Consider the following 23,749-nt stretch of genomic DNA (forward strand, 5'->3'; position numbering starts at 1 on the left):
GAAGCCTGCGTAACCACGGAGCGCCCCCGGGCACGCCTGAAAGGATTCTGCGCGGCGTGCTGAGCTTCTTCGGTCGCGAAACGTTCGCCAAGGCGACTGCGCCGCTGGGCAAAGCGCTGGTGAGCACCGGGCTGACGCCCGACGCGGTGACGCTCATCGGCACCACCGCCTCGATCGCGGCGGCGGTGACGCTCTTCCCGACCGGTCACCTGTTCTGGGGAACCATGGTGATCTGGCTGTTCGTCATGTTCGATATGCTGGACGGCGCGATGGCGCGGGCCCGCGGCGGCGGCACCAAATACGGTGCGGTACTCGACGCCAGTTGTGATCGGGTGGCCGACGGCGCCATCTTCGCGAGCCTGGCGTGGTGGGCCGTCTACCACGAGAACTCGAAGTATCTGCTGTTCGCGACGCTGGTCGTGCTGATCACCTCGCAGGTCATCTCCTACATCAAGGCGCGTGCGGAGGCCAGTGGGCTGTCGGCCGACGGCGGGCTGATCGAGCGGCCGGACCGGCTGGTCATCGTGCTCGTCGGCGCCGGATTCACCGGTATCGGCGGCTATTTCGGCATCAACTGGCTGTCGTACGCGGTGTATGCCGCCATGTACGCACTGGCCGTGCTCAGCATCATCACCGTTTTCCAGCGGGCGCTGGCGGTGCGGAATTCGCCCGGCGCCCGCGACATCCTCGCCACGGTGGCGAAGGCTCCGGAGGAACCGCAGCAGTGAGCACCGATTTCACGTCCGCGATGACCGACAAGGCGTACGCGGCCGGGTGGCGGCTGGTCCGCGCACTGCCGGAAGGCCTGGTGCGCAAGGGCTTCGACCGCGGTGCGGATGTCTTCGCCAAGCGAGCCAACAAGGCCGCGCACAGCGGGGAGCCGAATCAGTTGCGGCGCAACCTCGCCCGCGTGCTCGGTACGACGCCGGAAGCGGTGCCGGATAGCCTGATCCGCGACAGCGTCCGTTCCTACGCCCGTTACTGGCGGGAGGCGTTCCGGCTGCCGTCCATGGACCATGTGGCGCTGGGGAAGTCGCTGCAGGTCGCCGGTAAGGAGCATTTGTTCAAGGCGCTCGAAGAAGGGCGCGGGGCAATTCTGGTGCTGCCGCATTCGGGCAACTGGGATATGGCCGGAGTCTGGCTGGTCCAGAACAACGGCACCTTCGCGACGGTCGCGGAACGCCTGAAGCCGGAAGCGCTGTACGAGCGTTTCATGGCCTACCGGGAAAGCCTCGGCTTCGAGGTCTTTCCGCTCACCGGCGGTGAGCAGCCGCCGTTCCCGCAGCTGGCGGATCGGCTGCGGGACAACAAGGTCGTCTGCCTGATGGGGGAGCGTGACCTCACCGGTAAGGGCGTGCCGGTGAACTTCTTCGGCGAGCGCACCTGGCTACCGGCCGGCGCCGCCAAACTGGCCATCGACACCGGCGCGGCCATGCTGCCCGTGCACTGCTGGTTCACGGTCGACGAGCAGGGCCGGGAGGAGTGGGGCATGGAGGTTTTCGCGGCCCTCGACACGTCCGGCGGCGTGCAGTCCGCCACCCAGGCGCTGGCGGATGTCTTCGCCGCCAATATCGCCGCGCACCCGGCCGACTGGCACATGTTGCAGCCACTGTGGGAAAGTGATTTGTCGCCGGAGCGACGTGCTCGCATCGCGGCGGCGCAGCAGACATTGGGGTATCGGGAACCGGTGGCGGACATCGGAACCGAGGGGTTCAGGGGAGACGGCGCGCTATGAGAATCGGCATGGTCTGCCCGTACTCGTTCGATGTCCCGGGCGGGGTGCAGGCTCATGTCGTCGAGCTCGCGCAGGTACTCATCGAACGCGGCCACAAGGTGAGCGTGCTCGCCCCGGCCGCCGACGACACACCCTTGCCGGACTTCGTGGTTTCCGCGGGTAAGGCCGTGGCGATTCCCTACAACGGATCGGTGGCGCGACTCTCCTTCGGGCCCACCGCCTATACCCGTATCCGGCGGTGGATCGCGGAGAACGACTTCGACGTGCTGCACATCCACGAGCCGAACGCGCCGAGTCTCTCCATGCTGGCCCTCAAAATCGCGGAAGGGCCGATTGTGGCGACCTTCCATACCTCGACCACGAAATCGCTGGTGCTCAGCACTTTCCAGGGCGTCCTGCGGCCGTACCACGAGAAGATCAGCGGGCGCATCGCGGTGAGCGAACTGGCGCGGCGCTGGCAGGTGGAGGCGCTCGGCGGCGACGCGGTGGAGATCCCGAACGGGGTGGACGTGCCCGCCTTCGCGCACGCGCCGCTGCTGGCCGGGTATCCGCGGGCCGGTAAATCGGTGCTGTTCCTGGGCCGCTACGACGAACCGCGCAAGGGCATGGCCGTCTTGCTCGGCGCGCTACCGGCATTGGTGCGCAAGCATCCCGATATCGAGGTGCTCATCGTCGGCCGCGGCGACGAGGAACGGCTGATCCGCGAGGCCGGCGAGCACGCGAAGCACCTGCGGTTCCTCGGGCAGGTCTCCGATGCCGAGAAGGCGTCCGCCATGCGCAGCGCCGACGTGTACTGCGCGCCCAATACCGGCGGCGAGAGCTTCGGCATCGTGCTGGTGGAAGCCATGGCGGCCGGAACCGCGGTGGTCGCCAGCGATCTCGACGCCTTCCGGCGGGTACTGCGTGACGGGACCGCGGGCCTGCTGGTGCCGGTCGGTGATTCCGCGCGCCTGGCGCAGGCGCTGGACACCGTGCTCACCGATACCGAGCGGCGCGAGGAATTCATCCGCACCGCCGATCAGGTTGTCGGCGAATACGACTGGCCGGTGGTGGCGGAGCAGATCCTGCGCGTCTACGAGACCGTCACGGTCGGCGATATGCGCGTCAGGACCGCCGGATGATCACTTTCTCCGCGACCACCATTCTGGTTCTCGCGCTCATCGCGGCCGTCCTCATCACCGCGGGCGTGTGGGCCTACACCACCGCGAACCGACTCGACCGGCTGCACGTGCGCAGTGACCAGGCGCGGCTCGCCCTGGACGCGGCGCTGGACCGGCGCGCGGTGGTCGCGCGCGCGGTGGCCACCATCCTGCACGGGCTCGACGATCCACAGCTGGTGGAGCAGGCGCGCCGCCTCGCCGCGCTGGCCGATCGCGCCGAACGCGCCAACTGGCGGGACCGCGAAACGGTCGAGAACCAGCTCGCGGGTGCGCTGTCGGCCGTGGATTCGGCGCTGCTGCCACCGCAATTGGTGGCCGAGCTGGCCGATGCCGAGGCGCGCGTGCTGATCGCGCGCCGCTTCCACAATGACGCGGTGCGCGACACCCTCGCCCTGCGTACGCGCCGACCGGTCCGCTGGCTGCACCTCGGCGGTACCGCGCCGCTGCCCACGTATTTCGAAATCGCCGAGCGCGCAACGGCGGCCGCGTCGACGGGGCTGGATGTGGATACCGTCCGCACCTCGGCGCGCATCGTGCTGCTCGACGAGCAGGACCGGGTCCTGCTGCTGCGCGGGGTGGATCCGCAGATCCCCGACGTGCCGTTCTGGTTCACCATCGGCGGCGGCATCGAAACCGGGGAAACCCTGCGCGAGGCCGCGATTCGCGAACTCTACGAGGAAACCGGCTATGCCGCCGACTCCTCGGCGCTGCGTGGCCCGCTGTGGCGCCGGGTCGCGGTGTTCCCCTTCAACGGTGAACTCATCCGCTCCGAGGAACTGTTCTTCGCCTTGCGCGCAAAGAATTTCACGCCCGAGCCGGGCAGTCTCGATTTCATCGAGCGGCGTTCCATCATCGGCAACCAGTGGTGCACCCCCACCGATATCGCCCACCTGGACCACGCGGGTGAAACCGTGTACCCCTATCACTTGGATCAGCTGCTGCCGGAGGCCATTGCCGCGGCCGACGCGGATGCCGACCCGGAAGTGCGTTCCATCCGCTGAGCGGTATCGGAAAAGCACGCGAAATCCTGGTGGATCGGGCATTAGTGTCGGCCTATCGCGCAGCGGAACGAAGAGGGGACGGACCATGGCGACGCAGCAGGTGATGGGCGCGCAGCCTGTCGACGACCGATACGACGAGTTTCTCGCGGCGGTACGCCGGCGATTCGAGTCGGCGGCAGGGGCGGACGCGGCACTGTTCACCGTGGACACCGCGGGACTGTTCGACGTCTTTCTCGATGGCCTGACACCGGCGCTCGCCGCCGAGAACGTCTGCGGCACCTGCCGGATCTTCGTGCACCGCTACGGCGGGCTGGTGGTCGTCGGCCCGGACGGGAAGACCGCCTCCGCGATCTGGTCGGCCGCCGGCATGCCGCCCGGCTACGAGCAGGCCGCGGCCGCACTGGCCGCCCATGTCGAGCGCGCCGCCATCGCCTCGGTGTTCCGCTCGGACGCCACGGAATGGGGCCGCCCCGAACGCGGTTCGTGGACGCACCTCGCGCTCACGCCGCCCGAGGGCATAGTGCACACCCCGTCGCCGATCCTGACCACCTCGCAGTTTGTCGCCGCGCGTAATGCGGACCGGGAACCCTCGGGCGCGCACTCGCCGAATTCCCGCGCCCCATCGTGGAAAAGGCCGTGGCCCTGCTGCGTACCGAGCAGCTGTACCGCTCGGACGCCATCCTCGGTGCGGGCACCTGGCTGCTGGAACTGCATCGCGCGATCGACAAGGTCCACGGTCGCGGCGAGGCCGCACAGCGGCAGCGCGACAACCTCGTCTGGCTCGCCGCGGCCACCGCCCCGGCCGGCTACTGCCACATCAAGAGCGGCATGATCGGCACCCTGCTCAGTGACCTCGCCGAGGGCCTCCCGCACGAGACCGTCAAGCAGCGCTTCGCCGAGAAGATGAACCCGCTGCAGTACCGCCGCCCGACCGCCGCCCCCACGGCCGCCATGATCGCCCGCGCCGAAAAGGTCATCGGCGAACTGCGCGCGGCCGGCGCCCTGGAACGCCGCTTCGCGAAACTGACCGACGTGCACCCGATGTGGGTGCCCCGCGTCCCGGACGCCCCGCGCTCCACCGGCGTCTTCGCCCACCTCGTCCCCGCCGAGAAGCGCCGCGCCGCAATCGATTCCGACGCACCTCCCGTGGTGATCACCTGGGAGAAGTTCCGCCGCACGGTAATCCCCTCCGCGGAGCGCATCGAATACGAGGTCCCCGCCCGCGACGCCGGCTACGGCGCCATGGTCACCGCCGCGAACCCCGATGCCCCGCCCATCATCCAGTGGGACACTCCCGCCAAGCGCAACCCCGTCACCTGGTACGTCTATGTCAACGGTTCCGCCCCCGACCGCTGGGGCCTGCGACCCGGCGAATTCCGCGACGTCACCGCCGTGATCCCGCACCCCGCCACCTGGTACATCGAAGACGACCGCACGGCCCGCGAACAGAGCGTCCTCTTCGCCCTCTCCGGCGCGCAGGACACCCGCTACACCAGCGGCGCCGGGTTCTTCCCCGAATTCCTCCGCAGCGACCTCCACGAGATCCGCAAAACCCTCGAGGCCCACACCACCGAAGCCGTAATCGCCGGCAAGGACGAAGCGGAGGTCTGCGGCCTGCTGGTCTCCAAAGGCGGGTCGATGGACCACACCTTCCGCGTCACCGCCGGCAATATCCGCACCCGCTACACCCTCGACCGCTGGGACTGACCACGATCGGATGCGACAGTCGACGTTGATCAGCGAGATAGCGGGCGGCAGATTGATGACGGTGCCCAGCCGCCAGCCTGCCAGTTATCGTTGCGTGCGTCGGCTAAAACGAGGACGGCGAAAGTCGGTGTCAGGGTGTGTAGTTCGATCACCCGCAGCCGCGTGATATCGGTCCGGACGGGTTCGGCGCCCTGCCGCTGAACTGCCTGTTCCTTGGCCCGCAGCAGCAGGGAGCGGGCCTGCGGCAGTTGAGCGTGCGGAAGCCGAGAGTTGCGTCAGACACGCGAAAGTCTAGCTTTCCCAGCTGATTCCGATTGAGGAAGGTCATGATGACTGGGTGATTCACGGCCCTGCATGCCAGGCACTGGCGTCACTTTTGGGGGTGTTCCGGAGGTTGTGTAGCTGTCGGGTACGCGTGCTGGTCGCCGCCTTGCACGGCGAAGATGGTCCCGTGGTCGTGGGCGGTGTTGAGCTGTTCGAGCTTCGAACGGTCGACGTTATGGCCTATGCGCTGGACGACCACTTCAGGGATCTCGTCAGCCAGACGGGCAAGTGCTTCTTGCTGGTTGGGGTCAGTTCGCAGGACTTGTAGCAACTCTGGAATCCAAGCCCGTACCAATTCCTGGCGAATCATGTCGGGATCGGCTGCATGCTGCAGAAGGGCGGCATGGTCGTCGAGATGGGCCTCGACGTCCTTTGCGTCATGGCCGCTGTGGCGAAACAAAGTAATGATGGCCTGTCTGGTTCGCGGCCACAGATCGGTGGCCATGGCTTTGACCAGCGCAACTGCCCCGGCCTCGGCGAGTACGTTCAGTTCGGATTCCATGCCGATTCCTTCATGTCCTGTCATCAGGGTTGATGTTGAGTGTGCCGTTCTGCGTCGCGTAGATGATTCCGTGGCCGGACGCCTTGTTGTTCATCGTCGAACGGTTCTGGCGCAACGCGTCATCCGGCGAGTTGGATGGCGGCCGCGTCGGCGTCATCGGCCTCTCGTCGTCTGGTGTGCTCAGCGTTGGCGGCAGCGCAAAGGCTGGATCTGGCAGGTATAGCCACGCATCTGCCGTGTATTTCTTCACGTGGATCGGAACGCGATGGAAGGCATCGCCGTCGATTCCGGGATATCCATGACCGACGGTGTCTGCGAAAAAGTGTTGTGACAACACAGCAACGGAGGTGACTGTCTGCGGTGACTGCGTCAGGGCCATGCGGACCGGTGTCGCATCCAGTAGCCGGGCCAGTACTTCGAGTGGCTGTCCGGTGGCCTGGCCATCCCCGTCAAGGCTTACCTCGCCGGCGTGTAATGCCACGCGGACACGGATCTGGGCCAGCGCCGCCGCTAGCTGATTGTGGGCGCGCAGGCGCACGGATAGCTCGTGTAGCAGGGGATGAATCATCTGCGATTTCAAGGTGCCGGCGGGCGCGATCACCCGTAGCCCATCGCCAAGATCGTGACGTGTGCAGGAATCCCAGTCGATCTCACTGTGCCGCAACGACTCTCGTAGTGCGTTGAAAAGCCCTTCGCGGATTACCTGGAGCGCCTGGTTCCCGCGTCCTGCTGATGCTTCGATGTCGACGGCCAGCAACGCCCGGTATTGCTTCTGTTGATCCATGTGACCTCCCCGATCCGACGGCCACGGTGGGCTGTCCCGTCCTCGTCACACCACTATCGCGCCGATTCGCGAGCTGCACCTCGTAGAAAGAGAAGATTCGGGATTCGATCTGTCGGCCGGGTACTCGGGAATAGACTTATGTGTATGAACGCCGGGGGGCTGGGCTCGGGTGGTCGACAACCGCGTGACGAATGGGCTTGGCCCGCTTCGAGTTTGCTCGGTGGACTCTCCCTGTCTTTGCGCGAGCGGATGCTGACGTTGGGGGTGCGGGTGTGGTTCCCGGCCGATCGTGTCCTCATGCGGGAGTCGGAGGAGAGCACCTTCGTACTGATCCTGCTAGATGGTGTAGTCAAGGCGACAGGTCACACGAATGACGGGCGTGAGGCCCTGTTGGCTGTGCGGATGGGTGGCGATTTGGTGGGTGAGTTCGCCGGTGTGGACGGACGGCCCCGATCGGCGACGGTCACTACCTGTGGCCCACTTGTGGCGCGAACGGTCACTCGGGCCGACTTCCTGGATTGTCTGCGGCGCGAACCGGCGATCGCGTTGGCGGTCAACGAGGCGATCGTGACCAAGTTGCGCGTCGCCAACAGCCGCCGTATCGACTTCACCGGCTGCGACGTCGCGACACGACTGGCCCGGGTACTGCATCAGATCGCGATGACGTATGGCGAGCCCGTCGGCGCAGGTGCGGTGATCCGCTGGCCGCTGACACAGCCAGAGCTGGCCACCCTGTCAGGCGCTGCCGAGCCGACGGTACACAAGGCCCTGCGCGGCCTTCGTGAATCGGGCGCGATATCCACGGGATACCGCAGCATCCGGATCGAAGATATGGGGCTGTTGAACCGCATAGCTTTCAACGGCTAGCACGGAAGTGCAACAGGAGGGGGAATCCAATCTTTCGACGGCATCACCCCGCGAAGGCGGATCTATCGTCACTGAGATAGCCATTCGCGGACCGGAAATCAGCAGTCCGCCAATTCCATATGGGGAAAGCAGTATCAGTCATGAGCGACCCGGATAATACTGCCGAACAACAAGAGTCGGCCGACAGGGCTCGGGGGAGTCAATATCAGATTGAGGTTCACGGCGATGCAACCGGCCCGGTCGTCGCAGGGAATCAGAATGTCATTATCAGGGCGGAGGCATCATCGGTCAGTGTCCTGATGCCGGGTGACAAGCCACGTCCTGCGCGTTATGAGCACGTTGAGTTGCTTCCGTCGCGCCAGCCCACACCACTTGGCCGTGCGACCGAGCTCGCGGCACTGGCCGAGGCGACCCGAGCGGGTGGCGCGGTGCAGCTATGTGGTCCGGTGGGTGTCGGCAAGAGCGCATTGCTGCGATATGCGGCGCGGACGTTCGCACCAGGTCCCGATGGTGTGGTGTTTGTGAGTGCTGCCTCGGGAGAGGCCAGCGATCTGGCCCAGCAGATCTTCGAGGCGTGCTACGACACGACCGGTCATCCCTATCTGCCGATGCAGACCGAGTTGCGCCGGCTGATGACAGGCGTACGCGTGAGCGTCTACGTCGACGATGTGAGCCTGTCGCTCGAACAGATGCGTGAACTCATCGACTCGGTGCCCGATGCGACCTTCATCTTCGCTGCCCGGGAACGGTCGATGCTCGATGGCGTCACGGTGATAGAGCTCGAGGGACTGGATCTGGCTTCGGGCCTGAAACTTCTGACCGGCAATCGCACCCAGCCGTTATCGGACGCTGACAACAGCGGGGCCGAGGAACTCTGGAAGGCCGCAGACGGCAGGCCATTGCTACTCAAACGCGCAGCCGCGATTGCGGCTCAGCCCAGCCAGCGTGGAGAACTACCCAAGCCCAGCCAGGTCAGCGAGCTCGTGCCGTTGTTGGTCGGACGACTTCCGGATGTCTCGAAGAAGATTCTGGCTTTGCTGGCGACGCTCGAGGGTGCCGAGTTGTCGCCATCTCATATCGGGGCGCTGTCTGATCGCAAGGATTCGGTGGCACAGTGTGAGCGTCTTGTTCGACTTGGGCTCGTCGAGTCCACCGAACACGGCTACCGCAGCGTTGCGGATATCGCTGCGGTGTTCAGTGATTCAGACGCCTACCCGATCGCCGGATTGTGTGCCTACTTCACACAGTGGGTTCAACGTAGGAACACCGCACCCGACGACGTCGCGGCCGCAGGTTCCGCTCTGGAAAAGGTCGTTGAACTGGCTCAGCGTGCTGGCGAGCCACGGTTGGCGGTCACTGTGGCTCGTGCGAGTTCACCGGCTATGGCTCGCGCGCGGCGATTCGGGATGTGGGGTCGGCTTCTCGGTCGAGGCTGGCTCGCTGCCGAGCAGGCTGGGGATCGCTCTGCAGCAACGTATTTCATGCATGAAGAAGGTGTTCGCAATATGGTGACCGGACGGCGGGTCATCGCTGCCGCGCTGCTGGCCGAGGCCGCGGCGCGTTGGTTGGAACTGGGCCAACAGCACGCCGCAACAACAGCGATCAACGCCCAACGGTATTTGCCAGCTGGGCAACCGGTAACACCACCCCTGTCGCATAACGGGATTGGTGCGATACCTACCACCGGTGATCCGACACAGATTGCAGCTCCAGCACATCACCCGGCTACAGTGCACGCTGCGAGCTCACACATGACTGCTTTGGTCCCAGCGCACTCAGGGCCGCCGACGGTTTCCCTGCAACTTCCGCATTACACCGTACCGGTCACGTCACCAACCGTTTCCCCGGCGGCTGTCCATATGGCAGCGAATCCAGCTACGGCTACCGGTAGCGCGCATGTAGGTAGCGCACCAGTAGCCGCCGGCAGCGGAGGAGGAATGGCGGGGGCCGGTGCGGGGGGCGCGGGAGCGAGCGCTGCGGCTGGAACAGCCGGGCTGGCGGCGTTTATGAAGGCCGTGATCGGGGTTGTGGTCGCCGTCGCGGCTGTCGCTGCCGCACCGCATGTCATTGATGCGATCCGTCAGGCAGTGGAATCAGCGTCCGAGCACGGCATAGTCGGGACATGGGAGGGCAGCAGCGGTCCCCTACACTCGCGTACGTTGAATCGTTCACAAACGAAGGGAAACACCGTGAACGACAAGGGCGATCGGATCAGCATCCATATCGAAGGTGGCGCATATGGTCCCGTCGTCGGCGGTAGCCACAACAAGGTCGAGAATTATGCGACTGCAGACCAACCCGCCGAAGTACCCTCTGCTGGAGAAGATTCCGGCTCCACAGTCCAGCAGAACAATGCTGCTCGCGGTAGCGGCACGATCTATGCCGTTACTGATGGCGATATGCATGTACATCAGGCTGATCGGTCATCCGGGGAATGAACGTCCGCGCGCCCCCGCAAACGGAGCTCGGGCGGCGCTGAAATTGCCCGCTCGAAATTATTCAGCGGTGGCAGTCGATCTGGACCAGCCAGGAATCAGCCGGGAGCATGTCGATGATGTGCTCATAGGTCTGTCGCCACTCCTCGACCTCTGCTGGGTCCGCCACAGCATTCCATTGGCCTCCGCGGCGCTGGTGCCATTCGCCGTCGAGATCGATGACCGCGTAGGTGGACGTGAGGGATTCACGGATGATGTCGCGGAGTTGTGCAGTATCAGTGGGCAGCGGACCAGACTCGGGTGTGCCGCGTACTTTCCAGAATGGGTTGAAGATGCCGCCAATACTCCAGTAATCCCATTGCCCTTCCGGGTTGGAGGTCGTGTAAACCTCCCCACCGGGCCCGATTTCATCGGTGTCGTACTGTTTGATCCAGTGGTCATAGACCTGCTCGTCGGTCCATATCGCTCGCTCCGGCGGTCCGCCCCAGGCGCTGGATCGACGACCCAGCGCGATCAGTTCTTCGCGCGTGTATTCGATGTAGGGCTCGACTTCACGTTCGATGTCGTATCGCGCGAGTGTGGCGCCCAGACCTGCGTCCAGTTCGTCCTCCGTCAGTGTGCCGGGGAGGCATACGGTGACCGCGAAGTGCGTCATGACCAACATCGTGCCCTGGTCGGGGTCCGATGGGCGGGACCGGGCTTGTGAAAGCGGGTATTCCTGGTCGATTGCCCGGTTACCGTGGGGCGGTCAATGGTGATCTGCGGCTAGGAAATACGGCTATGAAGTTGATGTACGCGTTGTGGGGCGAGGGGCTGGACGAGCGGCTGCGGGGGGTGGAACTGCACAAGGAGCTCGCCGGGCTGGGTGTGTTCGAGGTGCAGGTGAATGTCCGGGACGCGGACGTCGCGGCGGCGCAGGTGCGGCACAGCACGTATGACGAGCCGATCTCCGCGATCGTGAGCGTGCGCACCGAGGGGGAGCATGCGCCGGTGACGGCCGCGCTGGCCGCCGTTGCCGATGAGGTGAACGGGTGGATCGTCGATGAGCGGCGGCCGATCGTGCCGCCGGAGGTCGCGGACGGGGTGCGGACGGATGCGCTGGCGAATATCGCGGTATTGCGGATTCCCGAGGACCTGACGCGGGAGCAGTGGCTGCACAACTGGCATGTGCTGCATACGCCCGTCGCCATCGAAACGCAGGACACGTTCGGGTATGTGCAGAACACGGTGGTGGAGGCCATAACTCCGGGCAAGCGGGTGGATGCGCTGGTGGAGGAGTTGTTCCCGATGGCGGCCATGAGCAGTGCGCACGCGTTCTACGGCAGTGGCGGGGACGAGGAGGAGTTGCAGCGCCGCGTCACTCGCCTGATGGAGAGCGTGGTGCGGTTCGGGGCGCACTTGAATCTGGACCTGGTGCCGACCAGTCGCTACGTCTATCGGGTGTAGCACCGGCAACTTCGGGGTATAGCGATCTTGTCGTCCCGGTGATCTCCGGCGAATTCTTCGCTAGGGTCCTGGGAAGGTTTGCCGCGCAAAGTAAGTGGCGGGCCGTGTGTGGAGAGGTGAAGGATTTCGTGTCTTACATTCTGTACGACTTTCTCATGCCGTACCTGGGTCCGTCCGCCGCCGAGTACTGGGCGACCATGTTCGTGATCGGCAAGGACGGCTAGCCGGGCGTCACCGGGCCATAGCAACTTCTGAGACAACCGTCACCCATAATGCTGCGTGACGATCTCCGCGAATCGGTGTCGAACCGTATGTAGCGATGAGGAGGTGCTGTGGCCGTGTCCGATGCAGCCCTCGCGACCGCGCCCGACGATGCGACACTCGCCGGCCGCGTGCGCGACGGGGATGTCCGGGCCTACGAGCAGTTGGTGTTGCGCTATCAAGGCGCGATGTATCGGCTGGCAGCACGGATGCTGGCCGATACCGCCGAGGCCGAGGACATCGTCCAGGACGTCTTCCTGACCGCATGGCGGCGGATCGCCCAACTACAGGACGACGACGCCTTCGCGGGCTGGCTGTACCGGATCACCACCAATCTCTGCCTGAACGCGCTCCGCAAGCGGCAGCCCGCGGCCGAACTGGATCCGGACACCACCGAATCCCCGCGCGCCGACACCCAGCCCGAGCACGCCGCTCAGCTGCACAGCCAGCTCGAGGCGCTCACCGCCGCGCTGCAGCAACTCACCGCCGAACAGCGCGCCTGCTGGCTGCTGCGGGAGGTACACGGCCGCTCCTACGAGGAGATCGGCGAGATCGTCGGCGCGAACGCCACCCAGGTGCGTGGCCGTATCGCGCGGGCCCGAGTGCAATTGGCGGAGGTGATGCAGCCATGGCGGTGACCGACACCGAAGAGGACTACCTCCTGCCCTGTGGCCGCGGCGTGGAACGGGTCTGGGAACGCCTGGACGTCGTCGAGAACGGCAACGGCGACGCCCACGAGACGAGCTGCCCGCACTGCCGCACCGCCCGGGAGAGCCTGCTCGGCTTGCGTTCCGCGACGCAGGAACTCATCGACGAACCCGATCCGGTGCCGCCGGACCTGTTCGGCCGCATCATGTCCGCGGTGCGCGCCGAGCTGCGGCGCGGCGCCACATTGGAACTCGTGACGCCGCATCCCGGCGTGGTGTCGGTCAGCGAGCAGGCCGCCGCCGTGGTGCTGCGCTTCGCCGCCGACTCCGTGCCGGGGGTGCGCGCGCGGCGCTGCCGCATGCAGGTCGTCGGCACCGGGCCGGACGGCGAGAGCATCGTGCACATCAATATGACCATCGCGGTGCGCGTCGACAGCGCGGGCGTGCCCGGTCTCGTTCCGCAGGTGCGTGAGCGTGTCACCGCCGCCGCGTCGGCGCGGACCGGTCTACTGGTCGGACGACTGGACATCGCGATCGTGGACGTTTATCAGGAAGGAGGCCGGTGACCCCGCCCGCCGCCCGCACCGAACTCGTCGTCGCCGATGCGGTGGTCGCCGGTGTCGCCGCCTGGGCCGCGACCCGGGTCGCCGGGGTCGTGCGGGTCGAACCGGGGTTACGCGGCCTGGTCGCCGGACTCAGCCGCGCCGGCAAACAACTGTGGTCCGGCTACGAGACGGCGACCACCGAGGGCGTGCGCGTGCGCCGCGAACCGGCCGGTGCGCTGGGCGTGCAGCTGGAACTCGCGATCGGCGCGGACCAATCCGCCGCGCTGGTCGGCGCCGCCGTGCAGCGCGCGGTGATCGATATCGTGCGGGACCGGACCGGTGTGGTCGTCGACGAGGTCTCGGTGACCATCGTGGATATGGAACCGGGGGCCCGATGAGCGATAACGGAGACCTGCTCGACCGCTTGGCCGCCGCGGTGGCCGAGGTCGACGGCGTAGTGCCCGCCGCCTCGCTCACCGATGTGTCGTGGCTGCCGAAACCCGTCCGCGGCACCGCGATCGAGCTCGGGTCGAACCTGGTCGAAATCCGGGTCATCGCAACCGAATTGCCGCTGCGCCCGCTCCTGGAACGGGTGGCCACCGCGGTGGCGCCGGTGCTCTCGGGCACGGCGTGGGCGGGCGCGACGGTACGACTGGTCGTCACCGAACTCGGTGTCGGCGCCCTCGAAGAGGACACAGAAACAAGGCCCAGCACAAAGGATTCAGGAGGAAAATCATGACAGCGACCGATTCCGCCAAGGCCGAAACCGGCAAGGCAACGGCCGAGCAGACCACCGAATCCGGTTCCGCCCGTAATGGTTCGGCCCGCACCGGCGCCCTGCACAGCGAACAGGGCTCCACCACCATCTCCGACATCGTGGTGCAGAAGATCGCGGGTCTGGCGGCGCGCAATGTGCGCGGCGTGCACGACCTGGGCGGTGGCACCGCCCGCGCCTTCGGCGCGATCCGCGACCGCATCCCCGGTGCGTCCGCCAGTGTGGGACAGGGCGTTTCGGTCGAGGTGGGCGAGACGCAGGCCGCCGTCGACCTGGAGATCGTCGTCGAATACGGCGTCGCCATCGCCGAATTGGCGCGCACCATCCGCCGCAGCGTCATCGCCGCCATCGAGCAGATGACCGGCCTCGAGGTGGTCGAGGTGAACATCAATGTCAACGATGTCTACATCGCCGAGGACGACGACCCGCAGCCCGCCGCGGGGACCCGCGTCCAGTAGCCGCATCGCCGAGCAGAGGAGTCGCAGTTGAACGCCACATCGATCTGTCTCGCCATCGGCATCGCGCTCGGCTTCGCCGCCGCCTTCGGCGGTTTGAGCGCCTTCGCCATCGTGCTGGTGTTCGCCGGGCTGGGGCTGCTCATCGGCCGCTGGCTCGACGGAGCACTCGACCTGTCCGGAATGGTGCGCTCGGCGCGTGATCGGGGCCGGCGGTGACCTCCGCCCCGCCCCCTCCGGCTCCGGCCGCCGAGCCTTCGGAAGCGGCTGCGGGGCATACGGGAATCGCGTCCGGACCCACCGGGCATGTCGCCGGACCCGCAGGGCAAGCCGCCGGACCTACGGGTTCGACCGCGCGGCTTGCCGGTTCGCTCGCCGAGCCGCCGGGCCGGACCACGGTCAGTGAACGCGCGGTGCGCCGGATCGCCGCGCAGGCGGCGCGCGAGGTGGACGGTGTGGAACCGGATATCACCGTGCAGGCCGATGTGTCGGGGGAGCACGCGGTGCTGCGGGTACGGATGCCGATCCGCTATCCGCTCCCGGTGGCCCGGGTCACCGAGGACTGCCGCCGCCACCTGATCGGCCGCGCGAGCGAACTGGCCGGAGTATCGGTGACCGCGGTGGACATCGTCGTGACGGCGCTGGTCCACGAATCCCGCACGGCCGCAGCCCGATCCGCGCCGAGGGTGCGATGATCCGCCGCCCGCGCCGCGCCGTCCCGGCCGTGCTGGTGGCCGTGGCGCTGTTCGCGGTATGCCTGCTCACGGTGATCTCGCTGATCCAGAAGCTCACCGGGGACAGGCAATTGGTGTCCTACGACAGTGTGGCGACCCGCCTCCATGACACCTGGTGGACCGATGGCGCGGTACTCGCCGCGGGCGTGGTGGCAATCGTGGTGGGCCTGATCCTGCTGGTTCTCGCCCTGCTGCCCGGCCGGCCCGTAGTGGTCCCTTTGGCTGAACTCGACGGCACCGCCGCGGGCGTCACGCGCCGCAGCGTGCGCTCCACCCTGGTTCATGAGGTGAATGCATTGCCCGGTATCGATTCCCGGCGAATCAGATTGGGCCGCAAGAATATTCGAGTCAAAGCGACATCCGTGCATCCGACGATCGCCGTCGAGTCCACCACGGCCGAGGTGCGGTCGGCGGAAGTGGTTGTGGGGGAGGCGGTATCGCAGGCATTGGCACGGATCGGAGTGGCGGGACCAGAAGTACGGACGCGAGTGCGGGCGGTGCGGAAGGGCGGTCAGTGATGGGGATTTCGTCGAATCGGCCGGCGCGGTTGAATCGCGCGCTGCTCGCGTTGGTGGGTCTGTTGCTGCTGGCCGCGGGCGGGTATGCGGTGGCCGCGCACGGCGGCCGGGTACCCGGTGTGGAATCGGGGGATCGGCTGGTCCCGGGTACGGGGGCGCCGCCGAGTTGGGTGCTGGTCGTGATCGTCGCCGGCGCGATCGTGATCGGGCTGCTGTGCCTGCGGTGGGTGGCGGCGCAATGGTTCCGCCTGCCGCGAGCGGTGGGGTGGGAGTTGTCCGCGTCGGATGCGGCGGGGACCACGATGATGTCCTCGGCCATGGCGGCGGATGCGGTGGCCACGGATATCGAGGGTTATCCGGAAGTGAGCTCGGCGTCGGCGGTGCTGTCGGGTCCTGGACGTGCGCCCGAGTTGCACGTGATCGTGACCGCGGCGGCCGGAGCCGATATCACCGCGCTGCGCCGGCGCATTCTCGGCGAAGCCGTCGGCCGGTTGCGGGAGGCGCTCGGGGTGGGCCTGATTCCGGTCAGCATGGAGTTCCGGCTCTCCGACCAGGGGATTGCCCCGCAATAGCCCGACCGGTTGTGACCCCGGCCACCGCCGGTCGGGTGAGCAGTCCAGTCGTGTCCGACTGGCTATCTATCGGCCTCATCTGGACGCCTAGAATCGGGGTGTTCCTCACGCGGTGATCCGCGGAGACCAGATGCGATCCGATTGGCCCTCATGACACAGGAGTTTGCCGTGACCACGCCCGACACCACCCCCACCATCGGCACCGCCCGCGTGAAGCGCGGCATGGCCGAGATGCTGAAGGGCGGTGTGATCATGGATGTCGTCACGCCGGACCAGGCCAAGATCGCCGAGGATGCCGGCGCGGTCGCCGTCATGGCCCTCGAGCGGGTGCCCGCCGATATCCGCGCCCAGGGCGGCGTGTCCCGCATGTCGGATCCGGACATGATCGACGGCATCATCAGCGCGGTCTCCATCCCCGTCATGGCGAAGGCCCGCATCGGCCACTTCGTCGAGGCGCAGATCCTGCAGTCGCTGGGCGTCGATTACATCGACGAGTCCGAGGTGCTGACCCCGGCCGACTACTCGAACCACATCGACAAGTTCGCCTTCACCGTCCCGTTCGTGTGTGGCGCCACCAACCTGGGTGAGGCCCTGCGCCGGATCACCGAGGGCGCGGCCATGATTCGCTCCAAGGGCGAGGCCGGCACCGGCGACGTCTCCAACGCCACCACCCACATGCGCAAGATCCGCGACGAGATCCGCCGCCTGACCTCGCTGCCCAAGGACGAGCTGTACGTGGCCGCCAAGGAGCTGCAGGCGCCCTACGATCTGGTCGTCGAGATCGCCGAGACCGGCAAGCTGCCGGTCGTGCTCTTCACCGCGGGTGGCATCGCGACTCCCGCCGACGCCGCCATGATGATGCAGCTGGGCGCCGAGGGTGTGTTCGTCGGTTCCGGCATCTTCAAGTCCGGCAACCCGGCGGAGCGTGCGGCCGCCATTGTCAAGGCCACCACTTTCTACGATGACCCGGATGTGCTGGCGAAGGTTTCCCGTGGCCTGGGTGAGGCCATGGTCGGCATCAATGTCGAGGAAATCCCGCAGCCGCACCGGCTCGCGGAGCGCGGCTGGTAATTTCCGGACGGAATAGTTCGCTGAAATAAATTACGGGGTGGTCCTTTTCGGACCACCCCGTAATTTCGTTTTCCGGCCTGGATCAGTTGGTGAGGCCGGCGATATTGCTGAGATCGGCCGTGCAGTCGGCGATCGAACCGCCGCCGGTGGCGGTGTTCTCGTTGAGCACCTTGTCGCCCTGCAGAATTCGGCAGGTGACGGTGGCGCCGTCGCTGTCACCCGCCTGCGCGGTGAGACTGGCCAGCTTGAGCAGGCCGGTCAGGGTGACGTCCTTGGTCCAGGGCAGGACGGCCGAAGTGTCCTGCGACGTGGTGGCTTCGCCGGTCGAGTACGTGATCGACGGCTTGATGGTGTCGCCCTGGTCGGCGCTGCCGGTGACCTCGTATCGAATGGTCACGGTGCGCTCAGAATCCACGGCCAGATCTTGCGCTTCTTCCGCTGCGGCGGAATCGGATACGGCTGTCCCGGCGCATTTTGGTAGGTCAAATTCATCCCCTCGATTTGTGATTTCCTCCCGACGGGTGCGGAACCGTATCAGCTGGCGTTTGCAATCCACAACTGCGCCTGTGGATTTGAATAGGTCGGTGTATCCGTCATCGAATTTCGGGATGCGGGAGGACTTTCGGCCCTGGTGAGTTTGCGGGGAAGCTGCTAGATGTCAAGGGCCGCATACTCGGACGTGCGCGGAGCGGACCGGTCGCGCCGGGCTCCGCTACCTGCGAGCATGCGGCCCAGCAAACTCAGCTAATTTTTCCGGACTGTGCTACGGCAAATTTACTGCCTCGACATTCGTGGCTAGTGTTCGGCGCGTCACCGGTGAACCGTCGAGTCGAATGCTTTCTGGCAAGGAGTCCGCATGCTGGACATCGATCACTTCACCTATGGCTGGCTCACTCCGGTGCTGGCCTATGTCATGTCGGTCGTCGGGTCGTTGCTGGCGCTGCGCTGTATGGTGCGAGCGCGCAATGGGTCCCACGGTGGATGGGTCGTCACCGGGGCAGTGGCGCTGGGCGGGACCGGAATCTGGGTTATGCATTTCATTGCGATGCTGGGTTTTTCGGTGCAGGACAGTACTGTCCGGTTTAATGTGCCGATCACGTTGCTCAGCGCGATTATCGCCATCGGCGTTGTGTGGCTGGGACTTTCGATCGTGGTGCACCGGCACGGTGAGGCATTCGCCCTGATAATCGGCGGCACCATTACCGGATTGGGAGTGGCGGCCATGCACTACTCGGGCATGTATGCCATGCGCACCGACGCCGCGGTGCGGTACGACCCGTGGATCGTGTTGCTGTCCATAGTGATCGCCGTCGTGGCCGCCACCGCCGCGCTCTGGTTCGCGCTGCACGTGGAGGGGATTCTGGCCACCATCGGCGCTGCGCTCATCATGGGGGTCGCGGTGTGCGGCATGCACTACACCGGCATGTTCGCCATGAGCGCCCATGTCTCCGACCACATGCACGCGCCCTCGGGTGCGCAGCCGGCGCAGTTGCTGACCCCGTTGATCGTGGCGGTCAGCATGGCCACCATGCTCATGCTCTTCCAGGTCGGGATCACCGATGTCGATGAACCGACCTCAGCCGGATTCGCGGCCAGTACGCGAGCCGGTTCTGGCCGGCTCGCGCACCGCGTCCGGGCCGGCGTTTCGACCCGGACGATTTCCCCACCGAGACCATCGAACGCCGCGACCGCAACTGGTGACCTGTCGGCTCACTCCTCCGCTCGTTGGGAGAAATGGAAGTACAGGTTCAGGTCCCGGTCCACCTCGATGGCGCCGATACCCGTGATGCCCAGCTCTCGCGCCCAGTCGATGACGAGGTAGGCCGGGCCGGCGCCGTTGGAGGTGCCGAGCAGGGCGAAGTAGGTGGGCGAACCTGCGGCGTGCCTGGTCGACGGGACGCTGCCGTCGTTCTTCGGGTTGGTGTAGCGCAGGTGATCGTAGACCGGTTGGATCGATTTCGAATACGCCTGCTGCTGGCGGATGTAGCGCAAGGGCTGCAACTGGGTCGGCTGGGTGGAACCGCGCAGATACTGCAGGTAGAAGATGTCGGAGACGCGCAGCGGCTCGTCGTCCTCGCGCTGTAGCTGCCAGGAGAAGATGCGATTCTGGCTGGGCTGCGGCGTGTTCAGGTAGTAGGAGGCCTCGTCGACGGCCTTGTTCCAGCGGGTCTTGTGCGACCAGGTCATACCGGTGCGGGTGTCGGTGTGGCTGACGCGCTGCGTGGTGTAGGCGGTATCGAAGATCTCCAGGGCCTGGTCGTTACGGGCTTCGCGGTTCTTGCTCGCCAGGACCGACAGTGGGGTCTTCAGTGCGGCGGCCGCCTGGGTGATCTTCTGCGCGCGCTCGACTCCGGCGCGGCGCCGCAGTTCGAAGATTTCCGCCCAGCGTTTCGAATTCTGTTGCGCCTGCGGTGTTTCGGTGAAAGGTGTCGGTTCGGAATCCGGGTCCATGGGTGGGGCTTCGGGGGTTGCTCCGGAGTCCGGATCGGATGTGGTCATGCTGGTCCTTCGCGCTCGGCGCGCGGAGGCTGCACCGCGCGCTCGACCCGAGTCTGCGCCGGACCGGCGGGCCGATCATGGAATCCGGTGAGAGTGGCACGGAAAGACACAATCGGCGCCGGGGTGAACCGGGCGGGGCCCACCGTCGTAATTCAAGGGACAGACTCCTCCCGGATCTCGCTCGAACTGGAAAGCCATGACCACCGACCTCACCGCGCGCCGTGCCACTGACTTCACCGCTGGCTCCGGCGCACTCGGCGTCGATGTCGGATTGCTGGTGTTGCGGGTGTTCTTCGGTGGTCTGATGTTCGTGCACGGCACCCAGAAACTGTTCGGCTGGTTCCACGGGGCGGGCTGGCATCGCACCACGGCCGGCTTCGAGAAACTGGGCTATCACCCCGGCACGGTGTTCGGCACCCTCGCCGGACTCTGCGAAACCACCGGCGGGACATTGCTGTTGCTCGGGCTGCTCACACCGCTCGGCGCGGCCATCGCCATCGGCACCATGATCAATGCCATGCACGTGACCTGGCACAGCGGCCTCATGGGATATGAGGGCGCGCTGCTGTTCGCCGTCGCCGCGGCGGTGCTGGCGTTCACCGGGCCGGGCCGCTACGCCCTCGACCATGGACGGCCTTGGGCGCGTAGCGGCGTCATATGGGGGATCGGTGCGCTGGCCTTGGCCCTGGCCGCCGCACTGATCACCCTCGCCCTGAAATGACTACCGGTCTGGAGACTCAAGCCCGTTTCCGGTCGTGTCAGGTTCATGTCAGGCCGGTGTCAGGTGCGGCGCCGACCGTGTGTCTATGAACAGTGCAGTCAGTGAATCGGTTCCGATCCCGCAGGGCCTGCCCATGGAACGCAATGCGGGTCCCTTCGATCCGCCGCGCGAGATCACGCGGCTGCGGGCGGCTCGCCCGGTCAGTCCCATGATGTTTCCCGACGGTCACGAAGGGTGGCTCGTCACCGGTTACGACGCGGCGCGGCGGCTGCTGGCGGACAACCGGTTCAGTTCGCGTCAGGATCTCGGCGTCATTCATGTGCCGTACGAGACTCCCGGCATGCCCGTCCAGACCGAGCCGTCGCCGCAGGCGCCGGGGTTGTTCATCGCCATGGATCCGCCGGACCATACGCGGCTGCGGCGCAGGCTCACCGGTGCTTTCACGGTGAAACGGATGAAGGAGCTCGAACAGCACATTGTCGATATTGCCGAACGGCAGTTGACGGAGATGGCGCGGCTGATGCCGCCGGTCGATCTGGTGCGGGAGTTCGCCTTGCCGGTGCCGTCGCTGGTGATCTGCGAATTGCTGGGGGTGCCTTATGCGGATCGGGAGAGTTTCCAGGTCAATTCGGCCAAGTTCATGGAGCGGGAGGTGACGCTGGAAGAGAAGATGGGGGCGTATGGGGCCCTGAACACGTATCTGGCCGAATTGGTGATTCGTAAGCGTGCGACGCCGGGTGAGGACATGCTGTCCGATCTGGCTCGCCAGGACGATCTCACCGTCGAAGAGCTGACGGGCGTCGCCTTCCTGCTGCTGCTCGCGGGGCACGAGACCACCTCGAACATGTTGGGGCTGGGCACTTTTGCGCTTCTCGAGCATCCGGAGCAGCTGGCCGAACTGCGTGCCGATCCGGAGCTGCTGCCCGATGCGGTCGAGGAATTGCTGCGTTATCTGTCGGTCGCCGATATCTTCTACCGCTACGCCACGGAGGACATCGAACTCGGCGGTGAAACGATCAACAAGGGTTCGACTGTCGTCGTCTCGCTGCTGGCCGCCAACCGCGATCCGCTGCGTTTCGACGATCCCGACGCCCTGGATATCCACCGGAAGGCGCGCGGCCACCTGTCCTTCGGACACGGCATCCACCAATGCCTGGGCCAGCAGCTGGCGCGGATCGAAATGCGTGCCTGCTTCGCCGAACTCCTGCGCCGCTTCCCGTCCCTCGAATTGGCCATTCCGGCCGACCAGGTGAAACTCCGATCGGACATGAATATCTATGGCGTGCACGCACTTCCGGTCACCTGGTCGGAGGACGCCCGCTGGACGATCGCCTTCTCAGCCGAATAGCGTCGCGGAGGTCTCACTCGGGGTCGGTGCCGCGGCCCTTGTCCTGGACGTCGGGGTCCTCGCTGGTGGTGGGGCTGATCCGGCGTGGTTTCGCGATGCGGCGGATGCCGGCGGCCGGGGCATTGTCACCGGCGCGCTTCCGCCGCAATGCGTCGAGGTCGATGACGCTGCCGTCCTGATCGCCCCTGGCCGGGTCGGTTTCGGGCGCGGTGTGCCGGGCTGCGCCGGGGTCGATCGTCCACCACCCGGTCTCGCGCTGCAGTTCCGAGCGCAGGACGGGTCTGGTAGGTGCGGGGTCATAAACAGAGCCGCCATCCGGACGCCAAGTCTTGTGCGGAGGCTCGCCGACCTCCTCGGTCATCCGGCGCGGCCGTCGCGGCAACCGCGTCAGCTTCGAATCGCCGTCCCCCGCCTCGGTCCCCCCGGCCTCGGCCGCCCGCAGGCTCTCCAGCTTCTTACGCAACCGTTCGACCGCATCGAACCGGTTTCCCCCAGGTCCCGGCAAGGATCCCTGTCCCGGCACTTCCCGGTCGGACATCGAACTAGCCCCCGACAGGTGCCGCGGCACCCGTCGGCTCTACGACCGCCGGCACCCCGAACTGATCTCTGAACTTCGCGCTGATCACATCACTCACGCCCGTATTCTCCCTCAGGACCGCCACACTCGTTCCCTGCCCTGTCCCGCGGAGTTCCGGCGCCGGCCCACACCCCATCACCCACGTGACGAAACAACGATAACCGCCCGGCCCACATACCTACAGAGCGCCGGGAAGCAGTTGAGCAAGCCACCGTGATCGACACCCCGTGGTGCTCGCTCACATACTCCGGCACGCATCGATCTTCAGTTTGCGGAACCGGGTGATATTCCGTTGTGCGGGGAGGGGTTGTTGTCGACTTCGGCGTTCAGATATTCGATGCTGCGTGGGGACCGTAGATCCATTTGCTGAAGTCTTCGGGAAGCCGGGTTTGGGCCGTCAGGGGCGGTAGCCGCGGAGGAGGGGGAGGTAGATGGTGTCGATGATTTCGGTGAGGATTTCGTCGGGGACGGTGGGGACGCCTCGGGTGACGAATTCGTTGCGTAGCAGGTCGATTGGGACTGTCGCGGTGCGGGGGTGGCGGGCGGCGGCGGGGGCTTGGCCTCGGGTTATGGCGCGGTCGAGGATGGTGAGCCAGGGGCGGGCGCCGTCGGTGCCGGACTGGTCGCGGAGCTCGGTCAAGAGTTCGGGCTCTTGGGACAGTTGGGAGAGGAGGCTGCGGAGGATTTCGCCGAGGGGGGAGGCGAGGTGGGAGTTGGCTCGGCGCAGTAACTCCAGGGCGTCCGTGCGGAGGTCGCCGGTGTCGGGGAGGTCGAGGGCGGTGGTGGTGAGGAGTTTGTAGGCGGCTACGCCGAGGGCCGGGCGGTGGGGCCAGCGGCGGTAGATGGCGTTCTTGTTGGTGCCGGCGCGTTTGGCGACATTGTCCATGGTCATGCCCGGGTAGCCGGATTCGAGGAGTTCGTCGGCGGCGGCGCGCAGGATGGCTTGTTCCAGGGCGGGGCCGCGGCGGCGGGCGGCTTTGGCGGGCTCGGTCATAACGGTACTGATCGTACCTTGCGAAGTGGTGGTGGGGCCGCTATGGTCGGAATTAAGGTACTCGAAGTACC

Annotated in this window: 28 protein-coding genes; 21 read left to right on the forward strand and 7 right to left on the reverse strand. The window is 66.2% G+C overall.

Going from position 1 to position 23,749, the window contains the following annotated elements; translation table 11 throughout:
* The first annotated feature begins 56 nt into the window (after positions 1 to 56).
* The 5 genes from pgsA to ACH438_RS04540 all read left to right on the forward strand — a co-directional run bounded on the left by pgsA (position 57) and on the right by ACH438_RS04540 (position 5,603).
* On the forward strand, positions 57 to 728 hold the full coding sequence (gene pgsA, locus ACH438_RS04520) for a phosphatidylinositol phosphate synthase (protein ID WP_397001169.1): 672 nt from the start codon (positions 57 to 59) through the stop codon (positions 726 to 728).
* A complete protein-coding gene (locus tag ACH438_RS04525; RefSeq protein ID WP_397001171.1) occupies positions 725 to 1,735 on the forward strand; it encodes a phosphatidylinositol mannoside acyltransferase in 1,011 nt (336 codons plus the stop codon). The genes pgsA and ACH438_RS04525 overlap by 4 nt, the downstream gene beginning before the upstream one ends.
* Positions 1,732 to 2,856, forward strand: coding sequence for a glycosyltransferase family 4 protein (locus ACH438_RS04530; protein WP_397001173.1), 1,125 nt, complete (start codon positions 1,732 to 1,734; stop codon positions 2,854 to 2,856). Before ACH438_RS04525 ends, ACH438_RS04530 begins: the two co-directional genes overlap by 4 nt.
* On the forward strand, positions 2,856 to 3,896 hold the full coding sequence (locus ACH438_RS04535) for an NUDIX domain-containing protein (protein WP_397002278.1): 1,041 nt from the start codon (positions 2,856 to 2,858) through the stop codon (positions 3,894 to 3,896). The genes ACH438_RS04530 and ACH438_RS04535 overlap by 1 nt, the downstream gene beginning before the upstream one ends.
* Before the next feature lie 636 nt (positions 3,897 to 4,532).
* Positions 4,533 to 5,603 (forward strand): hypothetical protein, encoded by a 1,071-nt coding sequence (locus ACH438_RS04540; RefSeq protein ID WP_397001175.1) that lies wholly within the window; start codon positions 4,533 to 4,535, stop codon positions 5,601 to 5,603.
* 370 nt (positions 5,604 to 5,973) lie between these two features.
* On the opposite strand, the gene ACH438_RS04545 is transcribed toward ACH438_RS04540, so the two are convergent.
* Both ACH438_RS04545 and ACH438_RS04550 read right to left on the reverse strand, forming a co-directional pair.
* Positions 5,974 to 6,429 (reverse strand): hypothetical protein, encoded by a 456-nt coding sequence (locus ACH438_RS04545; protein ID WP_397001177.1) that lies wholly within the window; start codon positions 6,427 to 6,429, stop codon positions 5,974 to 5,976.
* Between the two features lie 10 nt (positions 6,430 to 6,439).
* Positions 6,440 to 7,213 (reverse strand): hypothetical protein, encoded by a 774-nt coding sequence (locus ACH438_RS04550; protein ID WP_397001179.1) that lies wholly within the window; start codon positions 7,211 to 7,213, stop codon positions 6,440 to 6,442.
* A 144-nt stretch (positions 7,214 to 7,357) separates the two neighbouring features.
* Between ACH438_RS04550 and ACH438_RS04555 the strand changes: the two genes are divergently transcribed.
* Together ACH438_RS04555 and ACH438_RS04560 are read left to right on the forward strand one after the other, a co-directional pair.
* Positions 7,358 to 8,080 carry a Crp/Fnr family transcriptional regulator gene (locus ACH438_RS04555; RefSeq protein ID WP_397001181.1) on the forward strand — a complete coding sequence of 241 codons (723 nt, stop codon included), beginning with the start codon at positions 7,358 to 7,360 and terminating at the stop codon, positions 8,078 to 8,080.
* Between the two features lie 140 nt (positions 8,081 to 8,220).
* Positions 8,221 to 10,518 (forward strand): ATP-binding protein, encoded by a 2,298-nt coding sequence (locus ACH438_RS04560; protein ID WP_397001183.1) that lies wholly within the window; start codon positions 8,221 to 8,223, stop codon positions 10,516 to 10,518.
* Positions 10,519 to 10,579: 61 nt separating this feature from the next.
* Here ACH438_RS04560 and ACH438_RS04565 read toward each other — a convergent pair whose 3' ends face one another.
* Entirely contained in the window at positions 10,580 to 11,170 is a 591-nt protein-coding gene (locus ACH438_RS04565; RefSeq protein ID WP_397001185.1) for a hypothetical protein, read from the reverse strand.
* Positions 11,171 to 11,295: 125 nt separating this feature from the next.
* Between ACH438_RS04565 and ACH438_RS04570 the strand changes: the two genes are divergently transcribed.
* The 11 genes from ACH438_RS04570 to pdxS all read left to right on the forward strand — a co-directional run bounded on the left by ACH438_RS04570 (position 11,296) and on the right by pdxS (position 17,539).
* Positions 11,296 to 11,961 (forward strand): hypothetical protein, encoded by a 666-nt coding sequence (locus ACH438_RS04570; RefSeq protein ID WP_397001187.1) that lies wholly within the window; start codon positions 11,296 to 11,298, stop codon positions 11,959 to 11,961.
* A 338-nt stretch (positions 11,962 to 12,299) separates the two neighbouring features.
* A complete protein-coding gene (locus ACH438_RS04575; RefSeq protein WP_397001189.1) occupies positions 12,300 to 12,860 on the forward strand; it encodes an RNA polymerase sigma factor in 561 nt (186 codons plus the stop codon).
* On the forward strand, positions 12,851 to 13,435 hold the full coding sequence (locus ACH438_RS04580; RefSeq protein ID WP_397001191.1) for an anti-sigma factor family protein: 585 nt from the start codon (positions 12,851 to 12,853) through the stop codon (positions 13,433 to 13,435). Before ACH438_RS04575 ends, ACH438_RS04580 begins: the two co-directional genes overlap by 10 nt.
* Positions 13,432 to 13,812 (forward strand): Asp23/Gls24 family envelope stress response protein, encoded by a 381-nt coding sequence (locus ACH438_RS04585; RefSeq protein ID WP_397001193.1) that lies wholly within the window; start codon positions 13,432 to 13,434, stop codon positions 13,810 to 13,812. Before ACH438_RS04580 ends, ACH438_RS04585 begins: the two co-directional genes overlap by 4 nt.
* Positions 13,809 to 14,153, forward strand: coding sequence for a hypothetical protein (locus ACH438_RS04590; RefSeq protein ID WP_397001195.1), 345 nt, complete (start codon positions 13,809 to 13,811; stop codon positions 14,151 to 14,153). The genes ACH438_RS04585 and ACH438_RS04590 overlap by 4 nt, the downstream gene beginning before the upstream one ends.
* Positions 14,150 to 14,647, forward strand: coding sequence for an Asp23/Gls24 family envelope stress response protein (locus ACH438_RS04595; protein WP_397001197.1), 498 nt, complete (start codon positions 14,150 to 14,152; stop codon positions 14,645 to 14,647). Before ACH438_RS04590 ends, ACH438_RS04595 begins: the two co-directional genes overlap by 4 nt.
* Before the next feature lie 27 nt (positions 14,648 to 14,674).
* Entirely contained in the window at positions 14,675 to 14,863 is a 189-nt protein-coding gene (locus ACH438_RS04600) for a hypothetical protein (RefSeq protein WP_397001199.1), read from the forward strand.
* Complete coding sequence (locus ACH438_RS04605; protein ID WP_397001201.1) at positions 14,860 to 15,339, forward strand: hypothetical protein; 480 nt, start codon at positions 14,860 to 14,862, stop codon at positions 15,337 to 15,339. The genes ACH438_RS04600 and ACH438_RS04605 overlap by 4 nt, the downstream gene beginning before the upstream one ends.
* A complete protein-coding gene (locus ACH438_RS04610) occupies positions 15,336 to 15,896 on the forward strand; it encodes a DUF6286 domain-containing protein (RefSeq protein ID WP_397001203.1) in 561 nt (186 codons plus the stop codon). The genes ACH438_RS04605 and ACH438_RS04610 overlap by 4 nt, the downstream gene beginning before the upstream one ends.
* Complete coding sequence (locus ACH438_RS04615) at positions 15,896 to 16,468, forward strand: alkaline shock response membrane anchor protein AmaP (protein WP_397001205.1); 573 nt, start codon at positions 15,896 to 15,898, stop codon at positions 16,466 to 16,468. Before ACH438_RS04610 ends, ACH438_RS04615 begins: the two co-directional genes overlap by 1 nt.
* 168 nt (positions 16,469 to 16,636) lie before the next feature.
* Positions 16,637 to 17,539 carry a pyridoxal 5'-phosphate synthase lyase subunit PdxS gene (pdxS, locus tag ACH438_RS04620; RefSeq protein ID WP_397001207.1) on the forward strand — a complete coding sequence of 301 codons (903 nt, stop codon included), beginning with the start codon at positions 16,637 to 16,639 and terminating at the stop codon, positions 17,537 to 17,539.
* A gap of 82 nt (positions 17,540 to 17,621) precedes the next feature.
* Here the strand turns inward: pdxS and ACH438_RS04625 are convergent, their stop codons facing one another.
* Positions 17,622 to 17,954 (reverse strand): MmpS family transport accessory protein, encoded by a 333-nt coding sequence (locus ACH438_RS04625; protein ID WP_397001209.1) that lies wholly within the window; start codon positions 17,952 to 17,954, stop codon positions 17,622 to 17,624.
* 441 nt (positions 17,955 to 18,395) lie between these two features.
* Here ACH438_RS04625 and ACH438_RS04630 point away from each other — a divergent pair, with 441 nt between their 5' ends.
* A complete protein-coding gene (locus ACH438_RS04630) occupies positions 18,396 to 19,361 on the forward strand; it encodes an MHYT domain-containing protein (RefSeq protein ID WP_397001211.1) in 966 nt (321 codons plus the stop codon).
* Here ACH438_RS04630 and ACH438_RS04635 read toward each other — a convergent pair.
* Entirely contained in the window at positions 19,250 to 20,038 is a 789-nt protein-coding gene (locus ACH438_RS04635) for a hypothetical protein (protein ID WP_397001213.1), read from the reverse strand. The genes ACH438_RS04630 and ACH438_RS04635 overlap by 112 nt on opposite strands.
* A 196-nt stretch (positions 20,039 to 20,234) precedes the next feature.
* Here ACH438_RS04635 and ACH438_RS04640 point away from each other — a divergent pair, with 196 nt between their 5' ends.
* Positions 20,235 to 20,759, forward strand: coding sequence for a DoxX family protein (locus ACH438_RS04640; protein WP_397001215.1), 525 nt, complete (start codon positions 20,235 to 20,237; stop codon positions 20,757 to 20,759).
* A gap of 85 nt (positions 20,760 to 20,844) precedes the next feature.
* Positions 20,845 to 22,107 (forward strand): cytochrome P450, encoded by a 1,263-nt coding sequence (locus tag ACH438_RS04645; protein ID WP_397001217.1) that lies wholly within the window; start codon positions 20,845 to 20,847, stop codon positions 22,105 to 22,107.
* A 13-nt stretch (positions 22,108 to 22,120) separates the two neighbouring features.
* Here ACH438_RS04645 and ACH438_RS04650 read toward each other — a convergent pair whose 3' ends face one another.
* Both ACH438_RS04650 and ACH438_RS04655 read right to left on the reverse strand, forming a co-directional pair.
* Positions 22,121 to 22,645 (reverse strand): hypothetical protein, encoded by a 525-nt coding sequence (locus ACH438_RS04650; RefSeq protein WP_397001219.1) that lies wholly within the window; start codon positions 22,643 to 22,645, stop codon positions 22,121 to 22,123.
* Between the two features lie 436 nt (positions 22,646 to 23,081).
* A complete protein-coding gene (locus tag ACH438_RS04655) occupies positions 23,082 to 23,678 on the reverse strand; it encodes a TetR/AcrR family transcriptional regulator (protein WP_397001221.1) in 597 nt (198 codons plus the stop codon).
* Between the last annotated feature and the right edge of the window lie 71 nt (positions 23,679 to 23,749).

The sequence above is a fragment of the Nocardia sp. NPDC020380 genome (genome assembly GCF_044386975.1).
Classification (GTDB): domain Bacteria; phylum Actinomycetota; class Actinomycetes; order Mycobacteriales; family Mycobacteriaceae; genus Nocardia.